General features: G+C 44.5%; 11 protein-coding genes and 6 pseudogenes. 6 read left to right on the top strand and 11 right to left on the bottom strand.

Annotation, left to right across the window (positions count from 1 at the left end):
• Positions 1-40: 40 nt before the first annotated feature.
• Positions 41-247, bottom strand: coding sequence for a hypothetical protein (locus tag JCM16161_RS14100; RefSeq protein WP_243668584.1), 207 nt, complete (start codon positions 245-247; stop codon positions 41-43).
• A 64-nt stretch (positions 248-311) separates the two neighbouring features.
• Positions 312-2,076 (bottom strand): annotated as a pseudogene (locus tag JCM16161_RS02070) (glutamate--tRNA ligase).
• Positions 2,077-2,127: 51 nt separating this feature from the next.
• Between JCM16161_RS02070 and hutI the strand changes: the two are divergent.
• Positions 2,128-3,375, top strand: a pseudogene (gene hutI, locus JCM16161_RS02065) (imidazolonepropionase).
• A gap of 41 nt (positions 3,376-3,416) precedes the next feature.
• A complete protein-coding gene (locus tag JCM16161_RS02060; RefSeq protein WP_243668581.1) occupies positions 3,417-3,761 on the top strand; it encodes a hypothetical protein in 345 nt (114 codons plus the stop codon).
• An 81-nt stretch (positions 3,762-3,842) separates the two neighbouring features.
• Here JCM16161_RS02060 and JCM16161_RS02055 read toward each other — a convergent pair whose 3' ends face one another.
• From JCM16161_RS02055 to JCM16161_RS02040, 5 genes and pseudogenes are all read right to left on the bottom strand, one after another.
• Positions 3,843-4,805, bottom strand: a complete 963-nt coding sequence (locus tag JCM16161_RS02055; protein ID WP_054854828.1) for a glycosyl hydrolase family 4 — start codon at positions 4,803-4,805, stop codon at positions 3,843-3,845.
• A pseudogene (locus tag JCM16161_RS02050) lies at positions 4,802-5,415 on the bottom strand (GDP-mannose 4,6-dehydratase). Before JCM16161_RS02050 ends, JCM16161_RS02055 begins: the two are co-directional and overlap by 4 nt.
• A 312-nt stretch (positions 5,416-5,727) precedes the next feature.
• A pseudogene (locus JCM16161_RS02045) lies at positions 5,728-6,560 on the bottom strand (DUF354 domain-containing protein).
• A 32-nt stretch (positions 6,561-6,592) separates the two neighbouring features.
• Positions 6,593-6,730, bottom strand: coding sequence for a DUF354 domain-containing protein (locus JCM16161_RS14095; RefSeq protein WP_243668579.1), 138 nt, complete (start codon positions 6,728-6,730; stop codon positions 6,593-6,595).
• A 407-nt stretch (positions 6,731-7,137) separates the two neighbouring features.
• On the bottom strand, positions 7,138-7,737 hold the full coding sequence (locus tag JCM16161_RS02040) for a hypothetical protein (RefSeq protein WP_054854827.1): 600 nt from the start codon (positions 7,735-7,737) through the stop codon (positions 7,138-7,140).
• A gap of 53 nt (positions 7,738-7,790) precedes the next feature.
• On the opposite strand from JCM16161_RS02040, the gene JCM16161_RS02035 reads away from it, so the two are divergent.
• Positions 7,791-8,744 (top strand): hypothetical protein, encoded by a 954-nt coding sequence (locus JCM16161_RS02035; RefSeq protein ID WP_054854826.1) that lies wholly within the window; start codon positions 7,791-7,793, stop codon positions 8,742-8,744.
• Here the strand turns inward: JCM16161_RS02035 and JCM16161_RS02030 are convergent.
• The gene (locus JCM16161_RS02030; protein WP_054854825.1) at positions 8,741-8,929 is read right to left on the bottom strand and encodes a 50S ribosomal protein L37e; all 189 of its coding nucleotides are present in this window, start codon (positions 8,927-8,929) and stop codon (positions 8,741-8,743) included. The two genes, JCM16161_RS02035 and JCM16161_RS02030, sit on opposite strands and share 4 nt — an antisense overlap.
• Before the next feature lie 236 nt (positions 8,930-9,165).
• Here JCM16161_RS02030 and JCM16161_RS02025 point away from each other — a divergent pair.
• Positions 9,166-10,266, top strand: a pseudogene (locus tag JCM16161_RS02025) (CoA transferase).
• Here JCM16161_RS02025 and JCM16161_RS02020 read toward each other — a convergent pair.
• Positions 10,247-10,666 (bottom strand): acyl-CoA thioesterase, encoded by a 420-nt coding sequence (locus tag JCM16161_RS02020; protein WP_054854824.1) that lies wholly within the window; start codon positions 10,664-10,666, stop codon positions 10,247-10,249. The pseudogene JCM16161_RS02025 and the gene JCM16161_RS02020 overlap by 20 nt on opposite strands.
• 38 nt (positions 10,667-10,704) lie before the next feature.
• Between JCM16161_RS02020 and JCM16161_RS02015 the strand changes: the two genes are divergently transcribed.
• Both JCM16161_RS02015 and JCM16161_RS02010 read left to right on the top strand, forming a co-directional pair.
• Complete coding sequence (locus tag JCM16161_RS02015) at positions 10,705-11,301, top strand: hypothetical protein (protein ID WP_054854823.1); 597 nt, start codon at positions 10,705-10,707, stop codon at positions 11,299-11,301.
• Between the two features lie 78 nt (positions 11,302-11,379).
• A complete protein-coding gene (locus tag JCM16161_RS02010; RefSeq protein ID WP_243668577.1) occupies positions 11,380-11,886 on the top strand; it encodes an amino acid-binding protein in 507 nt (168 codons plus the stop codon).
• Positions 11,887-11,984: 98 nt separating this feature from the next.
• Here JCM16161_RS02010 and JCM16161_RS14090 read toward each other — a convergent pair whose 3' ends face one another.
• On the bottom strand, positions 11,985-12,236 hold the full coding sequence (locus tag JCM16161_RS14090) for a hypothetical protein (RefSeq protein ID WP_243668700.1): 252 nt from the start codon (positions 12,234-12,236) through the stop codon (positions 11,985-11,987).
• A 135-nt stretch (positions 12,237-12,371) separates the two neighbouring features.
• Positions 12,372-13,674 (bottom strand): annotated as a pseudogene (locus JCM16161_RS02005) (AMP-binding protein); the annotation flags it as partial.
• Between the last annotated feature and the right edge of the window lie 41 nt (positions 13,675-13,715).

The raw sequence follows: 13,715 nt of genomic DNA, 5'->3' as shown, positions 1-13,715 counted from the left end.
AGCTTTAGATAAACGTTCCTGCCGAGAAAGTCAGCATTAACTAATGGCGTGAAGCCTCGCCTAAGCTAATCAGGGGTTTTGCGGGTATTACACTGGAGAACCTCCATAGACCTCTACGTTCACTTAACGTAAGTTTTAAACCATCAATAACTAAATCAAGTGGATTACCGCACCTTGGGCATCGCCAAAGCCATGAAGATGCCTCTACTGTATAGCCACACCTCGAACACCTATACCATACCCTCATACACCTGGCTTAGTATTTTCACGAAACGAATTAAATTTATTTTGCGCAAATTTATCGTGTCGTCTCAATCATGAACGTAGATAAACTTATCGTGCCCAACCTTCTTTACAAAGCCATACCTCATGAACTGTATGATCTCGCCATTACTTACCTGCTCCACGGCTGGTTCCGCAAGCCCCGTATCCTCAATAAGCTTTAGGTCGTCAGGCCTTATAACCCTTATTGGTAATCCATCAGGCGGTACCCACTGGATTATTGGCGCATTAACCTTCCTGGCACTCTCAAGGTCCTTACTATGTATTCGTGCAACCAGTGCGCCTTCACCCTTACTCATCACCTCTATGTTAACGAGCTCCATCAGGCGAATTACGGAACCTGGGCCCGCCTTGTCATGGTCAGGTTTGCTTATGAATACCGTTACCTTATCATCGACTGGCTTTAGGGTTATTGTTCTAAATCCACGTTCTGGGAATGATGGGTGCATTGGTAACCTGGCCGTCAACTCCTCCGTAACGCCCTCAATTACTACCTTAACGGGGTCTATCACGGCCATGTACCTATTAGCCCTTGGCTCAATTATCTTCCTATTCTCAGCGAATAGGTTCGCTGAGGATATCGTGGCATCCGTGGGCTTAACACCTACCTGGAGCATTATGTTCCAAATGGCCTCTGGCTGAATACCCCTGTTTCTAAGGCCTGCTAGTGTCGGTAATCTAATGTCGTCCCACTTAATCCCCAATGCCTTTAGTTTCGTCTTGCTCAGTGTCATGCCAACTATCTTAAGCCTACCGAAATGTATAGCCTCAGGTTGTTCCCAACCCATGTATGCGTAAATAAAGGATTGTTTAACGGTATTTACGGAATGTTCCTGAGCCCTGAGTATGTGTGTTATGCCATTAGGTGGTCGTCAATTGATACGGAGAAGTTATACGTGGGCCAAACAATGTACTTAGAACCAACCCTAGGGTGCGGGTGCTTGGTCGTGTCTATGATCCTCATGGCGACCCAATCCCTAACGCTCGGGTCCGGGTGCTGTAGGTCAGTCTTTATCACCATGATCGCCTCACCCTCCCATAGCGGCCCTCAAGCATCCTATCAAAAAGCTCAAGATTAATACTTGGGTCAGCATCCCTATTCCTACATGGCTTACCGGTTACCTTAGACTTCTTCCAATCATCTGGCGTGCACTCGGTGTCCTTCGCAGCGACGTAGGCGCCACCCTTCTCAATGATTTTCCTGGCAATGTCGTAGTAAATCTCCAACCTATCCGACTGTATGTACTCCTCATCCCACTTAATACCAAGCCACTTTAAGTCCTCCCTTATCGCATCATAGGCCTCGGGAAGTGGTCTCTTTGTTCTTGGGTCGGTATCCTCAAACCTAAGTATGAACTTAGCCCTCCTACCTAGACCCTCGTACTTCAGCTTGTATGCGTAATTAATAATGGCAGGCCTAGCACTGCCTAGGTGGAGTACGAAGTCCGGGTTTGGCGCGAACCTGAGTGTTATTACCTCGTACTTACTATCATTGGGTAATGGCGGTAAGTCCTCAATACCCTTCCTATAGGACTCAACCCTCCTCTCCCCAAGGGCCTCAGGCCACCTACTCATTAGCAGGTTTCTTTGTTCATCAATGTTCAGGGAATTCACGTAATCAATAACCTCCTTGACTATTTGAGCGACCTCCTTGGCCACGGACCTAAGTGATGGGTCTTCGGCGAATACCTTGGAAATGACCGCGTTCATATTTGCCTTTCCATTAAACTTTACGGCATTGATTAATGCATGCTTTAGGGCAATATCCCTAACCCTATCCTTATCCACGGACACGTTAGTTAGTTAAAATGGAATCTTTTTAAACATACGCTAAACAATCACATTATGAGCAGGGTCTCCCTACTCATTGGTCCAATTAAGCAGTTAGTTACTGCTAAGTCAATGCCCTGGAGGTATGGAGACCCAGTATTAATTATTGAAGATGCAGGTATAGCGGTTAATGACGATAAGATAGTAGACGTTGGTTCATGGAGCTCTATAAGTAGGAAGTATGAGGGTAAGTGCAGAATCCCCGCCGAGGAATCCCTGGTAACGGCTGGACTCGTGGACCCACACACGCACCTACTCTTTGCCGGTTCTAGGGAGGATGAACTTGAGCTTAAGCTCGAGGGTGTTCCATATGAGGAGATACTCAGGAGGGGTGGCGGTATTTACAGGACTGTTAACGCCACAGTTAGCGCAACGGATAACGAGCTAGGGAGACACTCCTTAAGAGATTATTTGAGGTTGTGAGGTATGGCACGACAACGATAGAGGTCAAGAGTGGTTATGGGATTGACCCAGGCCAGGAAATTAGACTTCTAAGGATAATTAATGAGGTATCGACCAAAGCGCCCATTGATGTTGTGCGACGTACTTAGTTCACGTACCACCAAGGAACATGGATAGGGGGGATTACGTTAATGCCGTGATAAACACGCTTGATAAGGTGAGAGACTTAGCAAGGTTTGTTGATGTGTTCTGTGATGAAGGTGCATTTACGGTTGAGGAGACCAGGTCCATACTTAGGGAGGCTTCGGGGAGGGGCCTTGGACTTAGGCTTCATGCCGATGAGATAGCTACATTGGGTGTAGCGGCTTAGTTAAGGAGTTTAACGTTACATCACTCGATCACCTGCTTAATTTGCCCGAGCACAACATTGGGTTAATCGCTGAGAGGGGTTCAGTGGCGACTTTGTTACCTGTGACAATACTTTCATTAATGACTAATAAGAGACCACCCGTTAGAGCATTGAGGAGTGCGGGTATACCCATCGCGCTTGGTACAGACTTCAGCCCAAATTCCTGGTCCCTAAACATGCAGTATGCGATGGAGTTAGCCACATACCTGCTCGGTATGACCCCTATCGAGGTCCTAATGGCATCCACAGTAAATGCAGCGTACAGTTTAGGCTTTAGGGATAGGGGCATCATACAGCCTGGTTACTTGGCTGATATCGTCATTTGGGATGTGCCTAACTATAGGTGGTTAAGTTATGAGTTGGGTAGGAATAAGGTCTTAGCTGTTGTAAAGAGGGGTGCAGTTCTTGAGTCAACGCCGATGGGTAGCGCCATTAGTAAAGAATGTGCTTGAAAACTTTATTTAGTAATTCCAGGGCTTATTAATGACCATCAATGGAGATTAGACTCGATCCCGAGGAGGAATACGTAGTAATGCCATTAAGCATCCTCGAGAGGATTTTGAGGTATGCGATGGTAGTTTGCCAGGAACATTGCCCAGCTGGTAGGGACCCAGCCACATGTCCATACATAGTCAACCTAACGAGACAGGTTGGGCTAAGCCCACCACCATGTATTAATGATTATGGTGAGTATAGGCCCGAGACGTTTAAGGTCATGATTAAGGATTTAGAGCGTAAATATGGAATGGGCATTGAGGATTTCGTGAACATGATTAAAAGGAGAAAGCCAAGGAGCTTGAGGAGCAGACTGATTTCATGGAGGCAACGTTCTATTTAGGTGTGCTTAGGGAATTGAGTAATATGAAGAGTGTCTATATTACGAGTGGTTCGAATATAAGTATTAAGGAGGCTATTGTGGTTAAGTAATAAATGCCAGCAGTGAGAGTGAGGCGAGGCTAGTTATTAGGAATAGTAGTAATATATCGTGAACAACCTCCCTCTCGGTTTTCGACCTTCTCATCACCATTAGCTTAACTAAGGTAGTTGGTGATCCAGGGACTTTATTTGCATGGATTACTCCATCATTCACAATCACAGGTCTCTTCAAGGTCTCCCTAGGCTTGAAGCCCCTAGCGGTTATGACTATTAGGAAGCCATTTATTATGTATGGCAGTGCCGATATCACACCCTGTGTCCCTGCATTGTACAAAACCATGAATGCGCCCATCATTGCACCAAGTGCGTAACTACCAACGTTACCATTAAAGACCTTGGCAGGGTACCAGTTAAATACGGCAAGTGGTAATACCGTGAGTACGAGTATTAATGTCGCTGGCAAGGCATAGCTAAAGCCAGCCATGTAGGAAATGACTCCACTAACGGTCAAGATCATCAATGTCGATACTGGGACTATCCCATTCATCACGTCAAGCATATTAACGGCATTAGCCATAACGGTTACTGCAAGCATCGAGAGAAAGGCTACCACGAAGAAGTTATGTACGTGACCAATCAGGAGTATGTATATGTAGCCATGGACAACCACGGGTATTATTAATGACGGTACTAGTGGTAGGAATACCCTGACACTGACGGGTAGTCCCCAGAGGTCATCAGCAAGTCCTATTAGGCCCACGGTTAAAGTAACGAGACCAAGCGCGAGAAGCCTCGCATCATTGATTAAGTAAGCCATTAACGTGACAACGCCCATGGCGATTAATACAGAGACGCCGCCTATCTTAGGTACAAGTACCTTATACGGCTTATGAACATCCGGCGCCAATAATCTTGGATTCCTCAACCTGGATATTGCGTATACCGCGATTAATGAGATTACGAAAGACGTAATGGCGATTAGCGCATAATTCATGGCGATGCTCATAGATTTCGCCTAAACCAGTCAATCGTAGCCCTCAAACCGCTTACTAGGTCGTATCTAGGTTTAAAGCCGAGGATCCTCATGGCCTTACTGACGTCTGGGTAACTCCTAAATGGCTCGGAGGTCCTCGGTTGAACATTAATCTTAGAACTTGAACCAACTAACTTAACCACTATCTTAGCCAGGTCCAGTATTGATGTTTCAACACCAAGCCCAATATTGAAGGCTTGACCAACCGCCTCCTCCCTCTTAAGTGCTAGCTCTGTGGCGTCGCATAAATCCTCAACGTAGAGGAAGTCCGTGGTGTCGACACCACCGTTATTGACCACCAAGTCTCATTCTTTAATGCCCTAGTTATGAATATACCAACAACACCATTGTCGTAAGGGCCATAGGGCTTCCACAGCCTGAATATTATTACTGGGACATTATGAACAACATGGTAAGACATTGCAGCGGCCTCAGCGGCGACCTTACTCCAGCCATAACCCTCAAAGGGCCTTAATGGATCATCCTCCGCAACGGGTAATTTAGTGGGTTTACCATAAACATTTGATGTTGAGTAAAGCAGGAACTTAGCATTTAGAATCCTTGCAAGTTCCAGCATATTTATCGTTCCAACAACATTAACATCAAGGCCCTTAAGCGCCCGCGTTCGTGAATGACCTTGGGTTTGGGAATGCCGCAAGGTGAATAATAGCGTCAAAGCCCTCCCTAGAGAGACTAGTCACATCATCCCTCCTTGTTATATCGACTATGTAATCCGTGGTCTCCGCCTTAACAATATCGAGGCCCCTCGCATCGTGGCCTTTAGCTCATGCAATTAACTATGTTTCTTCCTAGGAATCCTGAGGAACCAGTCACTAATATTTTCATCAATTTCATCGATTATAGGATTACCTTAATAATAATTACCCACTAAGGTCTATTTACCGCTGTCCGCAAGTCTCTTTATCTCATTAATGATGAGCTCTGTTGGGTCCTCCATCCTATTCAGTACTGAGCTCGTATCGACATGGGCAATGTCTGATTTCAGGATTGAGTCAAGTACTGTGAGGCAATCCTCATCTACACATCTATAGAGTGGTAACCCCTTATTCATTAAATAATCATCTATGTAGTAATGCTGTGGAAAGTAACTAATGGCTGGCGTACCTAGCAACGCCGCTTCGTGAGCCATTGTTGAGCCGCCGGTGATCACGGCTCTGGCATGCACGATAGGTCAAGACCATCCAACCTCATGTTCCTTGGTATTATTAACTTACCAAGCTTAAGGAAGAGGTTGAGTTCGGATTTTATCAATTCCTCCTGGTATGGGTATCTCGGGAATATAACCACGTAATAACCATTCTCAAGCGCCCTCCTTGCCATCCTAATTAATAGCTGCGATCTATCGCCATAGCCGTAATACGAAGCCCTGGACTCCTCAAACCTAATGACGATAAACTCCCTACTCTTGAGCCCTAACCTATTAATGGAGTTGCCGGTTGGTTTAAACCTGTTAATCCACATGAGTTCGAAAACTCCGTCAAATGTCCTAACCTTATCAATCTCCGCACTGGGTATGTAACGGCCCCACTCACTCATTGGTATTGCTGACGGCGCAATCACCGTATTCGCCAACGGCAGCGTTAATTTATTAACAAAGTATGAGTGGGCTGTATCGGTCAGCGCTATTATTGGCTTACCAAGACCAAAGGCGACCCTTATTGCGTCCGGCGATGTTAACGATATATGAACGTCGAAGTCCCTAACCACGTCTAGCAATGCAAGTTGCCTTTCAATACCTCTTAGCAGTTTCTCCCTAGGCTCTCACCATGATAACCAACACACTCATAGTGCAGATTAAACATGTCCAGAACCTCCTCAACATAATCATACTTCCTACACGTTATTATGAAATCTATATTATTCCTCCTACCCTCCATACTTAATACCGCGGCAATCCTAGCTGCTTAGCCGTTAATGCGTCGAACCATGCCTTAACAGTCATGACCTAAAGATGCAGTTAATAGGTTTATTTTAATTTTAGTGCAGATTACTTTGATAACTTATCCTTTAACACGCATGGTAATTGGTGTCTTACTCAATGGACTTAGGCAGACAGGGCATTTATAACCCATTGCCTAAGTACCTCATCAACACTCTTGAGCTGTTGATCACTATAAAATACAAAGCCGCATGAATAGCACTTAATTATTATCGGCATCATAAGTCCCCATAGTGATTATTTTATAAGAATTACCATCATTATACGCATTGTATTACCAATATTCTACGAGTATTACATAGGTAATATGTATAGAATATTCCATCATTAAGTCTAATTGAGCAATTATTCATGAGCGCCCATCGTAAGGCCGGTATATGCATAAACAAGCCCATCAAGTTCGTCCAATGTCAAATATGGATACCTGGACCTAAATACATTCTTCTTTCCATAGGCTGTATCCTCATTAATTACCCTAACCTTAATATTTGCGTCATTTATTGATTCCATGAAATCCCTAACGAGATCTGAAACGCCAGGGCTTGTACCAATTACTAAGTTAATAATTGCCCGTTTAGCTAATCTCCTTATCATCCTAATGAGTTTTACGAAACTGAGTGTTACGTGAATTAATGGCGTATCATTAGCGAGTATGATAGCACCGCACCTGGAGTTTCCGATGTCAATTCCAACATTCAATTCATTAAGGCCTAACCCATCAACTATGGTCTCGATTATACCATCAATACTCGGATCACTTAATATCAATACCCTGGAGCAATTAACTAAATCTGCCATGTACCTCTCAACAATTATGAAGTTAAGCCCTAGGCAGTCGTCCTCATTACTCACGTACCTTAAGGCCACATGCTCAGGAAAGACCAGTTTTCTAAGTAGGTTCCAGGTGGATGACCTACCAGCAAAGCCGAGTTTAATGCCATCCACTAAGTTAATGTGAAACTAAAGACATTATAAATCTTACATGTGGTAATAGGTGTATGGAAGTGATACCAATTGCCGAGGAGAGCCTTGGCGTCAGGTCAATGGCCATGTTCGTGAAGACGAAGGACTTATCAATACTCCTAGACCCAGGAATTAGCCTGTCGCCGAATAGGTACGGTTTACCACCTCACCCTCGTGAAATAGAGAGGGTTAGAGTATTGAGGAATGTCCTTGAAAGATATGCCGAGGAGGCTAATTACGTATTCATTAGCCATTACCATAGAGACCACTTCACAGTGCCATATGCAAGTATTTACATGGGGACTACCAACGAGAGTTACCGGAGGATATACAGTGGTAAAGTACTGCTTATGAAGTCACCTAATGATGAGAACTGGAGCCAGAGAAGGCGTTATTACGGGTTGAGGAAGGCCATTGAGGGTATTACTAAGGATTTGGTGTTTGCTGATGGTAAGGAATTCACGATAGGTTCTACGAGACTTATAGTATCGCAGTCATTACCACATGGTGAGGATAATGCGAAGACCGGCAGGGTGATAGCGATTACGATAGTAGATGGTGATGGGTCATTAACGTTCATGCCCGATGTTGAGGGGCCAGTCTCACAGTTGGCTGTTAATTACATAATGGGTGTAAAACCACGTACGTTAATAGTCGGTGGACCACCTATATACCTATCGAGGAGGGGGTTTAGCGCGGAGTATTTCGATAATGCCCTAAGGAACCTTATGGCAATAATAAGGGCTGGTTTTCTCAATAAATTAGTAATAGCCCATCATACATTAAGGGACTTGAATTGGAGGAATGCACTAAAGGAGTTATTCGAGGAAGCGAGTAAGTACGGGGTTTCAATCATGACATACGCGGGATTGCTTAATCGTGAGGATGAATTACTTGAGGCAATGAGGAGGGATCTATATGCGAAGGAACCGCCACCCCGGGATTATCTTGAGCAATTTAGGAGGATCAGGGATGAGGGTGAGGATTAGCGAATCCTGACCTTATTAACCTTTTTATTCTGCCATGAGTAACGCCTAATCCTCTTTGACCTGCCCCAACCACAGGCTGCACAGTAACCCTTTACTGGATTATAGGCATGTCTACCGCACCTCGGGCATCTAATGTGCGTCCAACCCCTATTCATTTTACCGAAGCTTGGCGTGCCCTTTACCATATCGGGTCATGCTAATTTCAGTGATTTTTAACTTTTGTTGCCTTCGAATAGCACGTTAGTGATCAATACGAATTTGCAGTATTTACTAAGTAAGGGGAGGATTTAATTGAACGTAGGAGGTTGGGAGCGGGTTCCATGGTAGTAAGATGGTAAGGAATGAGGTAAGTACGCGCATTACTATGCGCTAAACCCGCATTTAAATACTAATAAAGAAGTTAATTGGTAATTTCCTCGGTATGGGTAAACTTCCGCTTGAGGGTATTAAGGTAATTGACCTAACGCACTCTGCGGCGGGTCCCTTCGCAACATCAATACTCGGTGATTTAGGTGCTAAGGTAATCAAAGTCGAGTCTCCTGAGGGTGATATGACTAGGACGTGGGGTCACGTGATTAGGGATAATGTTAGTACGTATTATCTTGCAATGAATAGGAATAAGCATGTTATTAGGCTTGACCTGAAGAATGAGGTTGATAGAGATAAACTCTATGATATGATTAAGGACGCTGACGTACTCATTGAGAATTACAGGCCTGGTGTTGCTGAGAGACTAGGTGTTGATTACGGCTCGGTAAGTAGGATAAACCCGAGGATTATTTACGTATCTATTAAGGGCTTCATGCCAGGTAGTGAGTATGAGGATTACCCGGCCTTTGATGTTGTAATACAGGGTATGAGTGGTTTAATGAGTGTCACGGGTTGTGAGGATGGGACCTTTGTTAAGGTCGGTGTTCCGATAACCGACATGGTGACAGGCTTCTTCTCGGTAATAGCAATACTATCTGCGCTCAGGGTTAGGGATAGGGAGGGTAGGGGCGTTAGGATTACCGTACCAATGCTGGACTCCGCCCTATACATAATGGGTATACACATACTTTACCACCTCTTCACTGGTAATGTACCAAGGCCACTGGGCACTAAGTACATGAGTGTTGTGGCTCCTTACCAACTTCAGGGCTAGGATGGTAAGATGTTCATACTTGCGGTTGGTAATGACAGGATTTGGAGGAGGTTCTGTGAGGTCATTGGTAGGCCTGAGTTGGTTAATGACCCTAGGTTTAGGACTAACCCTGATAGGGTTAGGAACCAGGACGAACTTGAGAAGATACTTCAGGAAATATTCCTGACAAGGGACAGAGACTACTGGGTAAATCTATTCCTAAGTAATGGAATACCGGCTGGCCCCGTCTACGACATGGCGGATATAGCGAGAGACCCCTACGTGAATAAGTACGTACTGACTGAGGTAAAGCACCACGAGTTGGGTGCGGTAAGGCTCGTTAGGAACCCCATTAGATTCAACGATGAATCCCTCGATGTTAGGCTCCTTGAGTATTAACCGTGTTGAGAGTCCTCTTCCAAGCATTAACGAGTTCCTCAGGGCATGGGACAGCCCTCAACTCACTACCCTCATTACTAACGCAGGTAAACACCAAGTAGCCCTCAGCGGCGTTTTTACCCGTGGTCTCATTAATTATCCTAAACCTATACCTAATTGCCCTGGTCCTCGCCTCATCAAGCCACAACTCAACAATAGCGACGTCGCCTCTCCTCAACGGTGCCGTGTACGTTATGAAGAGTTCCCTACGTGGTGCAATTGAGTGATAATGAAGTATCCCATTCTCCCTATAGAAGTCCTCCTCTGCACGTTCAATGAGCCTTAGAAATGATGTGAAGTGCGCAATTCCAGCAGCGTCAGTGTCAACCCAATAAACATAGTACCTAGCCCTAAATGGCATCTCCCTTATTAATTGCCATACTTATTAAGCATTAGCTCATGAGCGCCAATGCGGATTGTATACCCAAGGACGTAATTAATGAAGTAATTAATAGGTTTAGAGGTGCACATGCAATATACGTGTATGGTGGGTCGCTCGACTGTAGCGGTGGTGACATTGATATTGCAGTATTCATGGAAGAAATCCCCAAGGAGATACCCAAGATCGGGGATAACGTGGATTTACAAGTCTTTAAGAATCCTCGTAATACCCTATTTTTCGTTTATGTGATTAAGACTGGTCGATTAATCTATGGTAATCCCCTGGACATTGATGTAAACTTAGCCATTAGGAATGAGTTGGGGATGATCGATGAGAGGGAGTTCCTCTTCCTTAATAGTGATGATGAGGTTGTCGTGTGTAAATCCCTCAAGGAGTTACTATTTCTCCTTGCTGCAATTAAGTGCGGGATTCATGAATCAAGTAATTGGTATAGGATGGTTAGGTGCCTAAGCGGTCTTGGCGTAAATGTACCTATTGAGTTTAAGCATTGCCTGAATCCACCGGGTATTGACATACTTAGGAGCGTCGGTGAGCCAGTGCTTGATAGGGTGGTCCAGGAACTTAGGATTATTAGGCAAGGTTATGGATTATGACTGTTCAATCTTTATTATTTATTATAACTATACCATCGGATTAGTAATACCTTTAAGTCGGAATTTTAGTATTATCTCATGGTTTGGTTATTAGTGAGTATTTCAAGAGACAGGCCTGGCTTGCTTAATGACGTTACTAATGTAATTAGGTCTCGGAATTTAAACATAAGAAATATCGTGGGCAATAACTACGCGATACTCATTGAAATTGAGGGTGAAGTAGGTAATGAATTGATAAATAATATTGGTAATATTGATGGGGTGAATACGGTTAATGCGATAAATTTATCATTCGCAATACTTGGCTTTGTTCAGGAGAACTTCATGAGGGCGCTTGTTTTCTATGTTATGGAGAGGGAGCCTGAGCTGATTGAGCGCCTTGGTTATGAATATGGTAAGGAATTAATGAGGTATGTGTTAAATTCTATGAGGGACTTTAGGGATGCTCTCTATTTCTCATTAAGGATGCTCACGGCACTTGGGGTTATAGCCCTAGTCAATGTGCAGTTCATGCCCAATAGAACCGTGATTTCCATTGCGAAATCCTTTGATGAGGATGTCGGAATGCCAATGACGAAGGAATAATCAGGGGATTATTTGAGGCCCTAGGCAATGTTAAGCATTACGTAAAGATCGAGAAGAGGGATTTTTATCGCGACATAGTAATCACGTGATTAAGGTCCTCATGTAACTGATGTAAACTCATCCTTGAATCTATCCCTAAGTATCTTCTTGTCTATCTTGCCCGTGCTTGTCTTCGGTAATTCAGCCTCAACTATTATTACCTTGTCTGGTATCCACCACTTCGGTATCTCACCCCTTTCAACGAACTGCATCAGGTAGTTCCTTATCTCGTCCTCAGTAACCCTCTGTCCGAGTTTGGGCACGACTATGGCTATTGGTCTCTCGCCCCATTTTGGATGAGGAGCCCCGATTACGGCAACCTCACCAACCGCCGGGTGAGTACTAATGAGACTTTCTAATTTGACGCTTGATATCCACTCACCACCGCTCTTAATAACGTCCTTAAGCCTATCGACTATTACTACATAACCATCAGGTAACCAAACCGCTACATCTCCCGTGTGGAACCAGCCGTTGCGCCAAGCATTCCTCGTCTTCTCAGGATCACCAATGTACTCCTTAGCTACCCATGGAGACCAAACCACCAACTCACCCATAGTCCTGCCATCCCTAGGCACATCCCTGTCATACTCATCAACAACGCGCAACTGAACGAGGGGTATTGGTAAGCCGGTCCTAAGCACGATCTGCTTCCTCTCATTCTCGGGGAGATCAAGGTGTTCCGGTCTTAAATATGCCATTGTTAATACGGGCGCGGTCTCCGTCATTCCATAACCAGAGGCCACCACAACGCCCCTAGCCTTCGCTGCGTTATAGAGACCCTCAGGCATTGCCGAACCACCATTACCAAACCTTAACTTACTAAGATCGTACTTAGGCGAGTCAGGGTGGGTAAGGAGTAAGTATAGTATTGTTGGGACACCACCCGTGTACGTGACCCCCTCCTCATGTATTAGCTTAAGGATGTGACCCCAGTCATACCTGCCTGGTAATACGTACTTCCTAGTGCCTGAAAGCATCACTACGTATGGTGTGCCCCAACCATGTACGTGGAATAATGGTATTAAGGGCATGGCAACATCCTTAATACCGACATTATATGGTGGGTAACTCAATGCTATTGTTAAGGACATTGCATGAAGCACTAACTGCCTATGCGTGAAGTAAACACCCTTTGGTGGTCCTGTTGTGCCTGATGTGAATAGCATTGTCGCTGGTGTCCTCTCATCAATTTCTGGAATTCCTTAGTGGTTCGTGCCTGAGGAGCTCCTCGTACGGTATCATCTTAACCCCATAATTCTGACTAGGCTGCTTATTCTTATCACTCATGTAGATTACAAGCTTTATTGTCTTAATATTGTCGAGAATTGGTTTTATGAATAATTCGAAGTCGTCAATATTTATCATTAAAACATCCGGCTTTGCAATGTTCATTATGTACATTATTTCGTGCGGTGCCAACCTAATGTTTACCGTAAATAACGTAGCGCCTATTGACGGTATTGCATAGAATAAATCAACATACCTAAGAGTATCCCATTCCATGACCGCAACCTTAGAGCCGAATTCCCACGGCTTACCTGATTGTAGACCTAGGTCCATTAGCGCTGCAGCTATCCTACGAACCCTATCGGCAAATTGCGCGAAGGTTACGGATGTCCTGGAACCGCCAGGGGGCCAATAAACAACCTCATTATTGGGAAAGGCGTATGAGGCCCAGGTAAGTATTTTATCAACTGTTAATGGGTAATCTCTAAATCCACCGAGGAATTCTTTCTGTTCCGTCATAATTTTATCTTTGTAAATTTTACTTTAAAGTTTTAGCACTA

It is taken from the genome of Vulcanisaeta sp. JCM 16161 (genome assembly GCF_001316285.1).
This window is presented reverse-complemented; position numbering and strand designations above follow the sequence as displayed.

Excerpts from the sequence above, each read along its gene's own strand:
- JCM16161_RS14095 (WP_243668579.1), bottom strand. The coding sequence starts at position 6,730 with ATGGAGGGTAGGAGGAATAATATAGATTTCATAATAACGTGTAGGAAG.
- JCM16161_RS14100 (WP_243668584.1), bottom strand. The coding sequence starts at position 247 with ATGAGGGTATGGTATAGGTGTTCGAGGTGTGGCTATACAGTAGAGGCA.
- JCM16161_RS02060 (WP_243668581.1), top strand. The coding sequence starts at position 3,417 with ATGGAGATTAGACTCGATCCCGAGGAGGAATACGTAGTAATGCCATTA.
- JCM16161_RS02010 (WP_243668577.1), top strand. The coding sequence starts at position 11,380 with ATGGTTTGGTTATTAGTGAGTATTTCAAGAGACAGGCCTGGCTTGCTT.
- JCM16161_RS02055 (WP_054854828.1), bottom strand. The coding sequence starts at position 4,805 with ATGAGCATCGCCATGAATTATGCGCTAATCGCCATTACGTCTTTCGTA.
- JCM16161_RS02020 (WP_054854824.1), bottom strand. The coding sequence starts at position 10,666 with ATGCCATTTAGGGCTAGGTACTATGTTTATTGGGTTGACACTGACGCT.
- JCM16161_RS02035 (WP_054854826.1), top strand. The coding sequence starts at position 7,791 with ATGGAAGTGATACCAATTGCCGAGGAGAGCCTTGGCGTCAGGTCAATG.
- JCM16161_RS02015 (WP_054854823.1), top strand. The coding sequence starts at position 10,705 with ATGAGCGCCAATGCGGATTGTATACCCAAGGACGTAATTAATGAAGTA.
- JCM16161_RS02030 (WP_054854825.1), bottom strand. The coding sequence starts at position 8,929 with ATGGTAAAGGGCACGCCAAGCTTCGGTAAAATGAATAGGGGTTGGACG.